Source organism: Phragmitibacter flavus, from assembly GCF_005780165.1.
Taxonomy (GTDB): Bacteria; Verrucomicrobiota; Verrucomicrobiia; order Verrucomicrobiales; family Verrucomicrobiaceae; genus Phragmitibacter; species Phragmitibacter flavus.
The window spans coordinates 88,864-105,360 of the sequence record NZ_VAUV01000018.1; the positions used below are offsets into that span (position 1 = coordinate 88,864).

A 16,497-nucleotide genomic window follows, 5' to 3' on the forward strand; every position below is an offset into this window, starting at 1 on the left:
ATGACAGCTCCCAAAATCGGCACGCTTCTGGCCCTCGCCTTGGCTTCGATCACATTTACCCAACTAAGGTCGGTCCAAGCTGAAGACGTTTACTGGGATGGAGTCACGGGCTCATGGGCAGATTCTGGCAACTGGGTCAATTTTGATGGCGACCCCTACGGTCTGCCGGGTTCCAATGACTACGCAATTTTCGACTCATTCTCCACATCCGCATCCATCCTCACCACCTTGGGAGGACCGCAAACTGTAGGTGGCCTTGTCTTTGAAGACTTCGAAAGCCCCTTCACCTTGGGCATCTCACCAGTCTCCGCCGACGTCCTCACCATCACCGGCATCAACAACCAAGGCATCCTACTCGATCCCACAGGAAACAACAACAGTCGCGATGTCGTCCTCAACTTCAACCTCTTCGCCGCAACCACCCGGGTTCAAAGCTGGACCAACCTGTCTGACGATCACACCATCACCTACAACGGAACCATCACGCTTGGCAACACTCTCACGTTCAACGGCAACGGCAATCACATCGTCAATGGCGACATCCTGTCCAACATTGGCACTTCAGCCCGTAGCATTGAGAAAAACGGCTCCGGAACCTTGATCATCAACGGCAACATCGACACCGATACCAGCACTGGCAGCTCCGTCGGCAACCTTCGTATCATGGACGGCATCGTCAAGGTCAACACCTCCACCACCTCCCAGCTCCAGCTCATCTTCGGCACCGCCGCCGCAGGCGTCCAGGGCTCCGACAACATCGGCACCCTCACCCTCGACAACAACTCAGCCGTGGACTTCCGCCTCGGCGGCACCCTCTACGTCCACCGCACCAGCCAGGGCGGCATCATCAACAGCGACGGCGGCGGCTCATCCTCCCCGTTCATTTCTCTAAACGGCACCAAAACTTTCATGGTCGGCGACTCCTCATCCGCCGTCGACCTCCTCGTCCAAGTCGGCATCGCCGACGGCACCACCGCTGCCTCCGGCCTAGTCAAACGCTCCATCGGCACCATGGTAATGGAAGGCATCAACACCTATACCGGCGCCACCTTCGTCGACCGCGGCAAACTCATCCTCGATTACCAAGCCAACAACGGCAACAACAAACTCAGCGACACTGCCGCCACGAATCTTCGCGGCGGCTGGCTCGAACTGCGCGGCAACGACTCCGCTGCCACCTCCGAAACCATCTCCGCCCTCACCATCGGCAGCGGCAGCAGCACCCTTGCCATGGTTAGCACCGGCCAGACCACCACCCTCAACATCGACGGAAATCTCAACCGTTCCGCACTCACCGGCGTCATCAACTTCACCACCAACGATCAGGCCAACACCCAGATCATTGTCGGCGGAACTACCACCAACAACCCGGGAGGCTTCCTCGGCGGCTGGGCCACCTACAACAGCAACCGCTGGGCCACCAAAAACGCCTCCAACCAAATCGTCGCCCTCGACGGCACCCTCCAGAACAACAGCAGCCTCTGGACCTCCAACGACAACATCATTGTCGATGGGGCCATCACCGGCCCGCTTGTCACCCCCGTCATCAGCTCGCTCATCCTCAACGCCGCCAGCGGCAGTGACCTCGTTATCAACAACCACGCCGCGGCCCTCATCATCGACAACGAGGCCATCCTTCTCGGTAGCGACGCCGCCGCAGACGCCACCATCAGTGGTGGCCAGTTGATGACCAGCAACATCACCAACGACGCCATCAACGAACTCATCATCACCAACCTCTCCGAGTCCAGACTCACCATCTCCTCCAACATCGGCAGCAACACCACCTACCTCACCTCCACTCAACACCTCAACCTCGCCGGCCCCGGCCTCATCGAACTCTCCGGCAACTCCTCAGCCAACGGCAACACCTACATCAACGGCAACGTCCTCGTCACCTCCAGCAACGCCCTCAACGCCTACGGAGCCATCGTCATGTCCACCGGCGGCGACATGACCAACGTCGGCGCCCGTCTCGATCTCAGCAACCTCACCACCGCCGTCGGACGCCTCAGCGGAGGAGCTGACACCGGAGATGGTTTCTTTGACCGCGGCCCCGGCGAGATCGCTCTTGGCAGCACCGGCAACCTCACCGTCCATCAAACCATCAACTCCACCTACAACGGCACCCTCACCGGATTGGGCGGCAGCACCATCACTAAAAAAGGAAACGGCATCCTCACCCTGCAAACCAATACCTCAACCTTCAGCGGTCGACTGGAAGTGCTGGGTGGAGGGGTCACGCTCCAAAGCGGCAGCAGCACCCTGAACTCCCTCCAATCGCTTCTCGTCCGGGGGGGTGCCGTCACCTCCAACCAAACCAGTTCAGACAGTAGCATTGACCATATCGGCAACAGCGCCATCGTCCGACTACAGGGAACCACAGGCAATGGTTTGTTGGTAAGCAGCTCCAGAAACACCAACACCCAGACCGAAACCATGGGTGCGCTTCATCTTGAAGGCGGCGCGAACACCCTCACCGTCAACAACACGGCTGCCACCCCCACAGGCTCGGTTAGCAACGCGATGGCCTTTGCCGCCTCCAGCAACTCCCTCGCTCGCAGCAATGGAGCCACCTTACTGGTGCGCGGCCGCAACCTCGGCCTCACCGCAAGCGCCACAGGCATCCCAGCCACCCGCATCACCTTCACCAACACCACCGCACTCGACGCCGCCATGATTGGCACCGGCACCACCGCTGGAGACACCAACCTCAGAATCCTGCCCTACGCCATCGGCGAAAACAACACCACCAGCGCCCTCACCCTTGCCGCCGTCGGCAACTCCTTCCTCACCTACGGCGCAGGCGGCACCGGGCTCCGCGCCCTCACGGATGCCGAATACACCAGCACCTTCACCGCCGACAACAACGTCAGCCTCAACACCGCCAGCGCTGGCCTGGTCGGCACCACCATCAACTCCCTCCGCCTCGTCAACACCGCAGGCAACACCAACATCAGCGGCACCGGCAACCTCGTCCTCACCAGCGGTGCCCTTCTCATGACTGCCGGAACCACTGACAACGACTCCACCATCAGCGGCTTCACCAACATCACCAGCGGCCCCGATGTCGATGAAATCATCGCGTTCGTCACCTCCGCCAACGCCAATGCTGCCAACGCCATCCTCACCATCAGCTCCAGCGTCACCGACAATGGCGAGGCCGTCTCCCTCACCAAATCAGGTGCCGGAACCCTCGTCCTCAATGGCACCAACTCCTACACCGGCACCACCACCATCAACCAGGGCGTCCTCCAATTCAGCAATGCCGGCAATCTGGGCGCAGGACTCATTCGTCTCTCCGGAGGCACCCTCCGCTGGGATGCTGGCAACACCACCGACATCACCGCAGGCTCACGCCCCGTTGAACTCCTCGGCTCAAGCGTCTACCTCACCCCAAACGTCGGTGGCAACATCCTCAATGCCGGCAGCAGCTTCGACATCGGCGCCAACAACGTGACTCTCGCCAACGCCATCGGCAACAACGGTTACGGTGGCCTCACCAAACTCGGCAGCGGCACCCTCACCCTCAGCGCTGCCCCCACCTACACAGGTGCCACCTGGGTCGCCGACGGCACCATGAACTTTGCCACCATCGCCCCGGATACCACCGAAGCCCTCTACCTCGTGCGCACCACCGGCGGCACCGTAAGCTCCACCATCACCAACGGCCTGAACACCCAGTCCATCATCGTCGGAGGAGCCTATACCAATCCCGGAAGCAACACCACCGGCGTCACCGGAACCCTCACCGTCAATGGCGGTGCCGTGAACATCGGCAACGGACAAGGCGACGATTTCATACTCGTTGGCTACCGCGATGCAAGCGCTGGCGTCGCCACCAGCGCCACCCGTGGCACCGCTGATTTCAGAAATGCCAGCGAGGTCAACATCGACGTCCAGAGCCTTCACATTGGCTACCTGAATGGAGCCACCCCAAGTCCCAACAACACCACCACCAGCGGTATCATGTTCCTCTCCCAGAGTGGTCCCAACCTCGTGAAAGCCGGCAGCATCATTCTCGGTCATTCCCCCATCGGCGTCATCAACAGCCAGAACAGCAACGTCATTAACTCTGAAATCGTTCTGGGCGCAGGCAGCAACACCGTCCACACCGACACCTTCATTGTCGGCGGAGCCAAATCCAATGGCAAGGTCACCATCAGCAGCGGAGGCGACTTCACCCTGCGTGGATGGCAAGGCGGCGATACCGGGGCCAACCTCTACATCGGCGACAACGATGAAACCAATACCAACGTCGCCAACACCTCACTGTTCGACCTGACCGGTGCCAGTGACGTCGACATGAACATCAACCTGCTGATCGTCGGACGCATGGGCCAGCCCAACAACATTATCGCAAGAGGCGATGGCACGCTGACCTTCGATACCGGGCTGATCCGCGCCACCACCATTCTCCTGGCGGACTACAACTATCATGGTGACGGTTCCGCCGGCAGCGGGGTCCCAAGCTTAACGCGGGGCACCATCAATCAATCCGGTGACGCCACCTTCCGCTTCATGAATCTCAGCAAAGGCACTGGCGTCGCCACCTGGAACTGGAACAGCGGCACCATCCAAAACCTCGAAAATGCCAACCAGACCAACGAAAACGTCGTCATTTCCCTCAACGGCAGCGGAACCGCCACCGATCCCACCCTGCGCAATTACATCGTCGACGAAAACCAAACCTCCACCTTCGAAGAAGACGCCTCCTTCACCGGCACCGGATCCTTCACCAAATCCGGCGAAGGCGACCTCCTCCTCGAAGGCACCAACACCAACACCGGCAATGTCCTCATCAACGAAGGTTCCATCACCCTCAGCGGCACCGGCAGCATGGACGACGCCGCCTGGATCAACATCGGCCCCTCCGGCAGCCTCGACGTCACCCAACGCACCGGCGGCACTTACACCAGCGACGCCGTCATCTCTGGAACTGGCACCATCAAGGCTACCACCTTCACCGTCGGCAGCAACACCGGAACCGGCAATACCAACGGCGTCATCCGTCCAGGCTCATCCAGCAACAACAACAGCGCCTCGAACGCCCCCACCGTTGGCAACCTGACAGGAACCCTCAGTGTCCAGGGCAACCTCACCCTCGCCGCCTCCACCGAACGCATTGACCGGGCCGTTCTTCAAATTTTCAGCACCACCTACAACGCCTCTTCAAGTCTGATGACCTACGGTGGTGACCTCGAATTGTGGGCCGACAACATCCCCACTGATCACGCCGCATTTCTTGATGGCAACGCCGGTGCCAATTACGATCACATCGACATCTCCGGCCAGCTCAACGTGTCCAACAACAGTGGCATCACGATCATCGGCGACTCCTACATTGCCGTCGCCGGAGACGTATTCAATCTCCTCGACTGGGTCGGCGCCTCCCTGGACAACAGCTTCACCATCGGGGAACGCTATCGCACCGGAGCAGAAACCGGACTCGACCTCATCCTGCCGGACATTTCCCTTTCTGGTCTTCAGTGGGACACCAGCCTCTTCCAGCAGCATGGCATCATCGTGGTTACCGCTGTTATCCCGGAACCAGCACGCGCCATCCTCATTTTCCTCGGTCTCTCAACCTTCCTTCTCCATCGCAAACGTCGATAACATCATCACTCCCCACCTCGTCGAACCCTGGTCTTGCCATCATCTTTCCGATTTTATTTTCGACCAACCACGCCTGTCTCCTGTGAAGAAGTCATATCTTAACCTCATCGTCGCCATCATCCTGCTCCAGCAATGGCTGCTTCCATCCGCCCCAGCCCAGGAACGCCTCTACTGGGATGGAACCGCAGGTGCCACTTGGAACGACGCCAGCAACTGGATATTCTTCAACCTCTCCAGCTCCGTCATTACCCCCGGCACCATTCCCGGTCCCGAGGACATTCCCTATTTCGACAACGCCGGACCCGGCGACAGCATCGGCACCCTCGGGGCCAACCAAAGCGTCCTCGGACTCTTCTTCGAAAACCTCGCCGACCCCTTCACCATCGGCGACCTTGCTGAATCCTTCACCCTCACCATCGGCACCTCAGGCATCGTCATCGGCGACGCAGGCTTTGGCTCCACCCCCGTCACCACCGCCGCCGCCACCATCAATTCCAATCTCGCCATCACCGTCACCCAAATCTGGGCCAACCAGTCCGCCACCACCTTCACCGCCGCAGGCAACCTCACTCTTGGAGCCAACCTGACCCTGACCGATGACCCCCTCGGCACCAATAACTCCAACGGCACCTTCGTCCTCGGTTCAGCCGGCAAAATCATCACCCAATCCCTCGCCAATCGCACCATCACCGTCCAGGACACCGGTGCAGCCACCGAACTCACCATCAACGGTGAACTGGCCCTCACCGAAAGCGCCACCACAGGACGTCGCCTCTTCATCAACACCGCCACCGACGCCGCCGTTCTCATCAACGGCAACATCACCAACGGCGCAGGCGGAGCCAGCGGACTCACCAAACAAGGCAACGGCACCCTCACCATCGCCGGCGACCTCCTCTACACCTCAGGCAACGGAACCGTCGTCGACGGCGGCACCATCAACATCAATGGAGCTGTCAGCACTGCAGGAGGAGCCTTTGTTGCCAACAACAACAGCATCATCAACTTCAATGCCACCACTTTCACCGGAACCGGAGGCTTCACCGCGAACGGCACAAGCGCCATCAACTTCAACACCTCCGGTTATAGCGGCAGTTCCAGCTTCACCGCCAGCGGCGGAACCCTCAATCTCGACGCAGCCACCTACGCAGGCACCGGCACCTTCGCCGTAGGCAGCGGTGGCACCTTCAACCTCAACGCCGCCAACCACACCGGCACCAACACCTGGAACATTATCAACGGCCAGTTCAACGTCACCACTGTAAACACCAACCTCAACGTCAACACCCTCCTCTTCGGCCAGGAATTCACCCCCTCCACCGCCACCTTAAACGCCACCGGCTACTCCCTCAACCTCACCGGCAGCATCGTCACCCGACGCGTCACTGCCCCCATCACTCTCAACAACAACCTCAACTTCAACAGCAATCACATCATCGAAGTCTGGGACAACGCAGCCGACCAAGACCTTGTCATTGAGGGCGACATTTCCCAATCCGCCGCAGCCGGCTTCACCAAAACTCGCGCAGGCACCCTCGTCATCCGCGGAACCAACAGCACCACCGGCGAAAACTTCTTCGGTCATGGCAGGGTCGTCCTCGACTACACCACCAACAACACCAGCAAACTCGGTTCCGGCAATCAAAACCTCGGCGGCGTCGACGTCGACTTCATCGGCAACAACTCCACTGCCACCGAACAACAAGTCGGATCCCTCAACGTCTTTGCCCGCGGCTCCAACAACATCAATCTCGCTCCAGGAACCGGCCAAACCCTCACCCTGAAAGCCACCAGCCTCAATCGAGGTCCGACCGACAGCGGCATCGGCGGCACCATCAATTTCATCCTTCCCACCACCAGTTCCCAAGTCGAAATCGCCAGCGCCGACAACCCGTTCGTCGGCTCTTGGGCCACCATCCAGGACGACACCAGCTCCTATTTCGCCGCCATCTCCGATGGCAAACTCATCAAAGCCACCTCCACCAGCCCCAACGACCTCCTCGCCAGCCAGTGGGCTCCCACTCTCGTCAATCAAAACGTCACCGACGACACTGGATTCACCGGCACCACCGATTACATGGCCGTCAACAGCCTCCGCATCGCTGCCTCCAACCCGCTCAATGTCATTGAAAATCTCCACGTCGCCAGCGGAGGCATCCTCAACGCCCAAGACAGCACCTCCACCGGTATATTCGGCGGAACCCTGACCAGCGGCCTCATCCAGCCCACCTTCGGTGCCGAACTCATCATCACCCAACACAGCAGCACCGACTTCGAAATCCAATCCTCCATCCGCCGTGCCGACAACACCGCTGGAGGAGCCGTCAACATCACCAAAGCAGGAACCGGAACTCTCATCCTCAGCGGCCAAAACCAGACCTCTGGTCGCACCAACGCCACCACCGCCAGCGGCACCCTCTTTCTTAACGAGGGCACCGTCGTCCTCAAAGGCGGAAACGCTCTCAGCGACAATACCGATGTGCTCTTCGACCCCCGCGCCAACGCCACCCTGGAACTCGCCGACAGCGAAACCATCGGCTCCCTCACCACCGCCAACCTCGCCCTTGATGGCGAAAGCACCGTCGACATCGGCACCCACAATCTCACCATCAAACAATCCGGAACCCAAACCTATTCCGGAGCCTTCGAGGGGTCGGGCACCATCATCAAAGACAACCTTGACCGCACCGCCAACTCCATAGCCACCCTCACCCTCAACACCACCTCCCATTCCAGCTTCACCGGCGACCTGCAAATCAACCGCGGCATCGTCCTCCTTTCCGGCAACGGCGTCCAAAACCTTAGCAACGTCAATGAAATCCGCATCAACCAGGGCGGTGGATTGATCATCGACCACACCAACGCCACCCTCGTCCTCAACCGGCTCAACAACTCTGCGGATGTCGTCCTCAATGGTGCGAACGGCAGGGCATCCACCACCACCGCCATCCGTGGCCTCAACATGCGCAGCAACCAGGGCAACGTGCAGATCGAAACCATCAACAATCTCGTCATCAACAGCGGTGCCAGCTACGCCACCCTCGAAGCCCTCTCTACCACCAGCGGCAGCGCCATGGTTATTCAAGCCAGTTCCATCATCCGCAACAACGGTGCCACCCTCAGCGTCCGCGGCACCAACCTCGCCGGACCCGGCAGCGTCGGACGCACCCGACTGCGCCTCGCCCCCAACAGCACCGCCGCCGTTGCCTTTGCCAACCAATTCCGCACCGGCGGCATCTATGCCAACGGAGCCAGCAGCCTCGCCACCACCGGCGCCGCCAACAACGGCGCCGCCACCGCTAAAGACATCTCCATCGTCTCCTGGGCCGTCGGCGAAACCTTCAGCGGCAACACCCCGGGAGCCACCAACGACGGCAACTCTTTTGTCGCCTACAATTCTGACGACCTCGGTTTCACGCCCCTCCACCTGGTCAACCAATACAGCACCTACACCGCCGCTGCCACCACCCACAACGTGCGCGAATCCCTTACCGCCGATCTCGCCATGGGCGCAGGCAAAAACATCAACAGCCTCCTCATCAACAACCAAAACAACACCGCCACCCTCATCAACCTCACGGGCGATGCCGGCACCAACCTAAGCGTCACCAGCGGAGCCTTCCTCTTCACCGGCGTTGGAGCCCCCAACGCCAGCGGCCTCGCCACCCAGAACGCCACCCAGGGTGGCATCGTCATCCGCGGCTTCGATGGCATCGAAATCAGCGGCACCAACAAGGAATACATCATGTTCGCCAACAACATGTCCACCGCCGGCACCACAATTGAATCCGCCCTCATCACCGCCGCCACCTTCACCAAATCCGGCCAGGGCCTCCTCCATCTCAAAGGGACCAACGATGCCCTCACCGATGTCACCATCAACGAAGGCACCCTGCGCATCGACACCGCCTCCAACCTCGGCGGCAACGACGGTGCCATCAATCTCGCCGGCGGTATCCTGCAACTTGGAACCGACTGGAACACCGCCACCTCCGGCTCCCTCGAAAATCGCACCATCAACGTTCTTGATGGCATCACCAGTTCCCTCGACACCAACGCCGCCCTGCGCACCGACCTCACCAACAACCTCACCATCGGTGCCATGACAGGCACCGGCACCTTCATCAAACAGGGCCTCGGCACCCTCACCCTTGGCGGCAGCACCGCCTCCACCTTCACCGGACTCTTCGTCGTCGAAGGTGCCAGCGGATTCCTGCAAGACGACACCACCGTCCTTCTCAACAACACCGGCGGCAACGCCATCGCAGGCGACATCATCATCGGCAAACTCAACAGCGCCCCCGCTGGTCGCTCAATCCTCAAACTCGGCCGCAGCGATCAAATCGCCGACACCTCCGTCATCACCATCAGCAGTGCCTCAGGAGTCAACGGCTTCTTTGCCCTCAACGGCTTCGACGAAACCGTCGCAGGCATCGTCAACACCAACCGCGAAGGCGTCATCCAGGTTGCGCAGAGTCTCACACTTGCCGATCCGACCAGCACTCTCACCGTCGCCGGAAGTGGCGACTATTATTTTGATGGATATCTCCGCAACAGCGCCGGTGGAAACGGCGTCCTCAGCTTCAACAAAGAGGGAACCGGCACCCAAACGCTCTCCGGCGATCGGATCGTATACACTGGAAACACCGTTCTCAGTGGCGGCCTGCTCCGTCTACGCGACACCATCGGTTTCAACAGCATCATCACCAACAACGCCAGCCTCGAACTTGAAAACACCGGGGTCACTTGGGACTACACCCGTGCCATCAATGGCAGCGGCAACGTCAGGAAAGCCGGCACCGGCACCACCACCCTCGCCGCCGCCAGCACCTACTCCGGCGTCACCGACATCGACGCCGGCACCCTCACCCTCGGAGCCGCCGGCTCAATCAACAACTCCAGCGCCATCAACATCAAACACGGTGCCACCCTCGACGTCTCCGCCAAGGGTCCAGCCGGCTACGACTACGGCCACCTCCTCACCGGCGGCGGCACCGTCACCGGCAATATCAACCTCATCAGCGGCGGCTCCCTCCGCCCCGGTGCCAGCACCAACCCCACCGCTGCCGCCACCACCGGCGACCAGCTCGGTGCCCTCAACATCACCGGCAACCTCGGCCTCACCGGCGGCTACGCCGTCCTTCAAATCACCTCCCCCACCCTCAACGACGCAGGCGTCGCCGCCGCCTACACCGCAGGTGCCGCCGCCCTCACCGCTTATCTCAATACCAACGCCGACGACTGGAACGCCACCACCTACACCGACGCCAACGGCGTCCCCAAACACGACTACGTCGACGTCAGCGGCGACTTTACCTGGAACAACGGCAGCACCATCACTTACACCGGCATCAACTACAACCCGACCGTCGGCGACATCCTCAACCTCTGGGACTGGACCAACCTCGGCGGCACCTTCAACCTCGGAGCCGACGCCAGCCTCCAACGCGAAGGCGGCCTCCTTGGCGACCTCGAGCTCCCCGACTTCGACGGCATCCTCTACGACCTCAGCCTCTTCCGATCCCACGGCATCGCTGTCGTCGTTATAATCCCCGAACCCTCCCGCGCCGTTCTTCTCCTCCTCGGACTCTCCTCACTTGTCTTGCGCCGCAGAAGGCAACGCTGACTCAAAGACAACGATAGCCTCACGCCATTTCAATCCACCTAATGCCATGGCATCCCATCCATACTTGAACCGTATCCTCAAACTAGCCGCCACGGGTTTGATGGCAATGTCCATCAACACCGGTATACTGGCACAGGAACGCCTCTACTGGGACGGAGCTACTGGCGCAACCTGGAACGACGCCAACAACTGGATATTCTTCAACCTCTCCAGCTCCGTCATCACCCCCGGCACCATTCCCGGTCCCGAGGACATTCCCTACTTCGACAACTTCGGCCCCGGCGACACCATCGGCACCCTCGGCGCCAACCAAAGCGTCCTCGGTCTCTTCTTCGAAGACCTCACCGACCCCTTCACCATCGGCGACCTTGCTGAATCCTTCACCCTCAGCATTGGCACCTCTGGCATCGTTATCGGCGACTCAGGTTTTGGCAGCACCCCCGTCACCACCGCCGCCGCCACCATCAATTCCAACCTCGATCTTACCGCTCCCCAAATCTGGGCCAACCAGTCCGCCACCACCTTCACCGCCGCAGGCAACCTCACCCTTGGGGCCAACCTGACCCTGACCGATGACCCCCTCGGCTCCAACAACTCCAACGGCACCTTCAACCTCGGTTCCACCGGCAAAACCATCACCAACAGCGGCGGCGATCGCACCCTCACCGTCCAGGACACCGGGGCGCTTGTAGAAACCACCATTGAAAGCGACATCCACCTCACCGAAAGCACCACCACAGGCCGCCGCTTCACCATCGACACCTCCGCCGGTTCCCACGTCGTCATCAACGGCGACATCCTCAACGGAGGCGTCGGAGCAGCCGCCAGTTCCTTCACAAAAACTGGTGTCGGCACCCTCACCATCAACGGCGACCTCAACTACACCCAGGTCGGCACCGCAGGTGGCACCTCCAGCGGCACCGTCATTACCGGTGGCGGAACCAGCACCACCAATATCAACGGCAACATTAACAACGGTGCCCAAACTTGGACCATCACCGGGGGCGCAGGCACCGTTCTCAATCTCGCCTCAGAAAACGTCACCTCCACCGGCACCTGGGTTGTCGGCACCTCCACTCAACTGAACTTCCTCCGCAACGGCACCACCAACGTCACCATGGGCGGCTGGGACCTCCGTGCTGGCAGCCTCACCCAGATCAGCACCGCTACCACACTCACCGGCAACACCGGCGTATGGACCGTCAACGACTCCACCGTTGAAATTGACGGCACCCTCAACAATCTCACCACCGGCACCTGGTCCCTCACCGGCACCAACGCCGCCGTCAACATCAACAACGCCGCCACCTTCACCACCGGCTCATGGACCATCAACCAAGGCTCCGTCAACTGGACAGGCTCAGGAACCGCCAACTTCGCCGCCGCTGCCACCATCAACCTCGGCAGCACCTCCTCAGACACCCTCGCCTCCATCAACCTCAGCCCAGCCGCCATCCTCAACCTCGGCGGCAACATCAGCTCGCGACGCGGCTCCAACTCGCTGCTCATTGATGGCGGCACGCTCAACCTCAATGCCACACGCACCATCACCGTCCAGGACAATGCCGCTGTCGATGAAGACCTCATCATCACCTCCACCATCACCAATGGAAGCGCCGCAAGCGGCATCACCAAAGCTGGCAATGGCACCCTCACCCTCTCCGGCACCACCTCCTTCACCGGCAACACCACCATTTCCGCAGGACGCCTGCTCCTCGACTACACCACCCAAAACAACTCAAAAATCTCCTCCACCGGCACCCTCACCCTCGGCAATGGCGACCTCGAACTTCGCGGGCATGCCACCGACGCCACCAGCCAGACCACAAGCAGCGTGATCCTCACCGGAAGCGGTGCGAACGAAATCGTCCTCACCCCAGGTGCCGCGCCGCTCGTGCTCAACATCGGCGACATTTCCGGCGGAAACAACACCCACTCCTTACGCTTTGTTCTCCCCACGAACACCACCGTCAACACCTCCACCGCCGCCACCAACTTCCTCGGTGCCTGGGCCACCATGAACGACGGCACCACCGACTACTACGCTGCGGTTGGCTCCGGAAAAATCATTGCCGCACAGGCCACCGCCGCCGACAACGTCGCTCAAATTTGGGCACCTACGCTGCTCGACCAAAACATCACCGATGTCGCCGGGTTCACCGGCACCTCGGACTACATGAACGTCAACACCCTGCGCATCTCCGCCGGCAACAACCTCAATGTCATCGAAAACCTCAACCTCCAGAGCGGCGGACTCCTCATCACCTCCGACAGCACCGCCACCGGAATCCATGGCGGCACCATCACCTCCAGCGTCAACAGCCTGCTCGTCACCCACCATGGCACCCAGGAATTCGAAATCTCCTCCGACCTTCAGCGCTTCAACGACAGCCACGGTGGCGGTCTCACGATCAATACTACCGGCGACGGCACCCTCGTCCTAAGCGGCCACAACATCACCGGCTTCAGCGGCAACCCCAACGTCGCCAGCGGCCTCATCAACATCCTCGATGGCACCCTCGCCGTCGCCGGGGGCAACGCCATCTCCGACAACACCACCGTCAGCCTCAACTCTCCCTACTCCACCTTCCGCATCGATGACAACGAAGCCATCGGCAACCTCCTCGCCACCGGCGGTATTGTCGACCTCCAATCCAACGACCTCACCGTCCGGCTCAGCACCAACCAATCCTTCGGCGGCACCTTCATCGGAGACGCCGAAAGCACCCTCATCAAATCCAACATGGTCGTCGCCACCAGCTCAGGCGTCGCCAACAACCTCAACATCAGCACCTCCAATGATGCATTCTTCGGAGCCATCGAAGTCGACGGCGGCCTCTTCCACCTCACCGGCAGCGGCTCCTTCAACAACGTCAGTTCCATCACCTTGAACAAATGGGGATCCCTCCTCCTCGACAGCTTCTCCTCCGCCACCAGCACCCGCATCAACAACAACGCCGCCATCCTTCTCAACAGCGCCAATGGTGCCGCCAACGCCCAACCCACCCTCAATCGCGGCCTCTGGATTCGCAACAACGTCAGCAGCGCGGCAGTCAATGAAATTGTCGGCCAGGTCACCCTGCAGGCCGGATCCAACTACATGCTGGCCGAAGCCACCGGCGGCAATACCAGCACCACCACCACCCTCACCATGGCCGGATTGACCCGTGAAAACAACAGCACCCTGTCCATGCGCGGCACCCGACTCGGCACCAATGCCACCAACATCCAGCGCTCCGCCATCGCCATCACCACCACCGGCAACGCCGACGAAACCTTCGGCAACCTGTTCCGCGTGGGCGGCACCTTTGCCAATGGAGCCACCGCCGCCAACACCCAGGCCCTCTCCGGCACCGCCACCAACATCTCCATCGTCCCCTGGGTCATCGGAGAAGTCTTCGGCAGCACCCAACCCACCGACCGGCAATCTCCCGGCAACAGCTTCGTCACCTACAACGCCAGTTGGGGTAGTGCCGGCAACCTCGGCTTCCGTCCCCTCCACCTTACCAACGAATACATCAACTACGGCACCGCCGCCAGCGATGGCACCCAAAACGTCCGCAGTTCACTCACGTCCGACACCAGCGTTCTCGCCGGTAAGTCCATCAACACCCTCATCATCAACAATGCCAACACCAACGCCACCGCCATCAGCTACACCCTCACCGCCGCTGGCAACAACACCCTCAACCTGACCACCGGCGCCATCCTTTTCACCGCCGTCGGCGACGTCAATGCCGAGGGCGGAGCCACTTCCATCGCTACCGCCAGCCAGGGTGGCATCATCCTCAATGCCGGACAAATCACCACCAGCAGCAGCGAATACCTCATGTTCGCCAACAACATTTCCACCGCAGGCACTACCATCAACGCCAGCCTCACCACCGCCGCTGCCTTCACCAAATCCGGCATCGGCCTCCTCACCCTCACCGGCAACAACACCGCCCTCACCAGCATCACCCTCAACGAAGGCACCCTGCGCATCAACGACCTCGACAACATCGGCGGCGACACCGGCACCATCACCTTCGCCGGCGGCACCCTCGACCTCAGCAGCAACTACACCGCCACCGACCACCTCACCAGCCGCACCATCAACGTCATCGCCGGCAACGACGGTCGGCTCTACATCACCAACGGCAAGGACATCCAGACCGGCACCATCAACGCCACCGACGCCACCTTCATCAAGGGCGGTGCCGGCATCCTGCGCCTCACCGGCGGTGCCGTCGTCAACGCCGACCGATTCATCGTCGAACACCATCAGGAAACCAACGCCAACCCAGGCGTCAATCCACAACTCGTCCTGGACAATGCCGACGGCGTAAACGCCATCAACGCTGACCTCCAAATCGGCAGCGGCCTCAGCAACACCGGCACCAACGGCACTGCCGTCGTCCACCTCCAGTCCAACGAACAAATCGTCGACACCGCCGTTGTCAGCTTCAACGCCACCAGCAACCTCTTCGGTTACCTCACCCTTTTCGGTCACACGGAAACCATTGCCGGCATCGTCGCTGCTGACACCAGTTCCGCCACCGCCGGCGGCGCTGCCATTCAAAATTCCCAAGATGCCTCCAACACCCCCGGCAGCGCCGTCGGTCGCCTCATCCTCGCCGGCAGCGACTACTACTACTACGGCGGTCGCATTCGCGATTTCGCATCCGGCACCACCGCCAGCCAGGGCTCCATAGGCATCAGCAAAATTGGCTCCGGAACCCAAACCCTCGCCGGTGCCTTGATCACCTACACCGGCACCACCATCGTCGACGCCGGCCTGCTCCGCCTGCGCGACACCACCGCCTTCAACAGCGCCATCACCAACAACGCCACCGTCGAAATCGAACGCACCAACGCCACGGCCTGGACCTACAACCAAATCATCTCAGGCACCGGCAACCTGCGCAAAACCGGCACCGGCACCGGCACCACCACCCTCGCCGCCGCCAGCACCTACTCCGGCGTCACCGACATCGACGCCGGCACCCTCACCCTCGCAGCCGCCGGCTCGATCAACAACTCCAGCGCCATCAACATCAAACACGGTGCCACCCTCGACGTCTCCGCCAAAGGCGCAGCCGGCTACGACTACGGCCACCTCCTCACCGGCGGCGGCACCGTCACCGGCAATATCAACCTCATCAGCGGCGGCTCCCTCCGCCCCGGTGCCAGCACCAACCCCACCGCTGCCGCCACCACCGGCGACCAGCTCGGTGCCCTCAACATCACCGGCAACCTCGGCCTCACCGGCGGCT

General features: G+C 61.0%; 3 protein-coding genes. All 3 read left to right on the forward strand.

Features of this window, described 5'->3' with window-relative positions:
- Complete coding sequence (locus tag FEM03_RS20680; protein ID WP_138088209.1) at positions 1–5,616, forward strand: beta strand repeat-containing protein; 5,616 nt, start codon at positions 1–3, stop codon at positions 5,614–5,616.
- Between the two features lie 82 nt (positions 5,617–5,698).
- A complete protein-coding gene (locus FEM03_RS20685; RefSeq protein ID WP_166443035.1) occupies positions 5,699–11,242 on the forward strand; it encodes a beta strand repeat-containing protein in 5,544 nt (1,847 codons plus the stop codon).
- 46 nt (positions 11,243–11,288) lie between these two features.
- A partial coding sequence (locus FEM03_RS20690; RefSeq protein WP_138088211.1) for a beta strand repeat-containing protein occupies positions 11,289–16,497 on the forward strand: 5,209 nt, incomplete at its 3' end.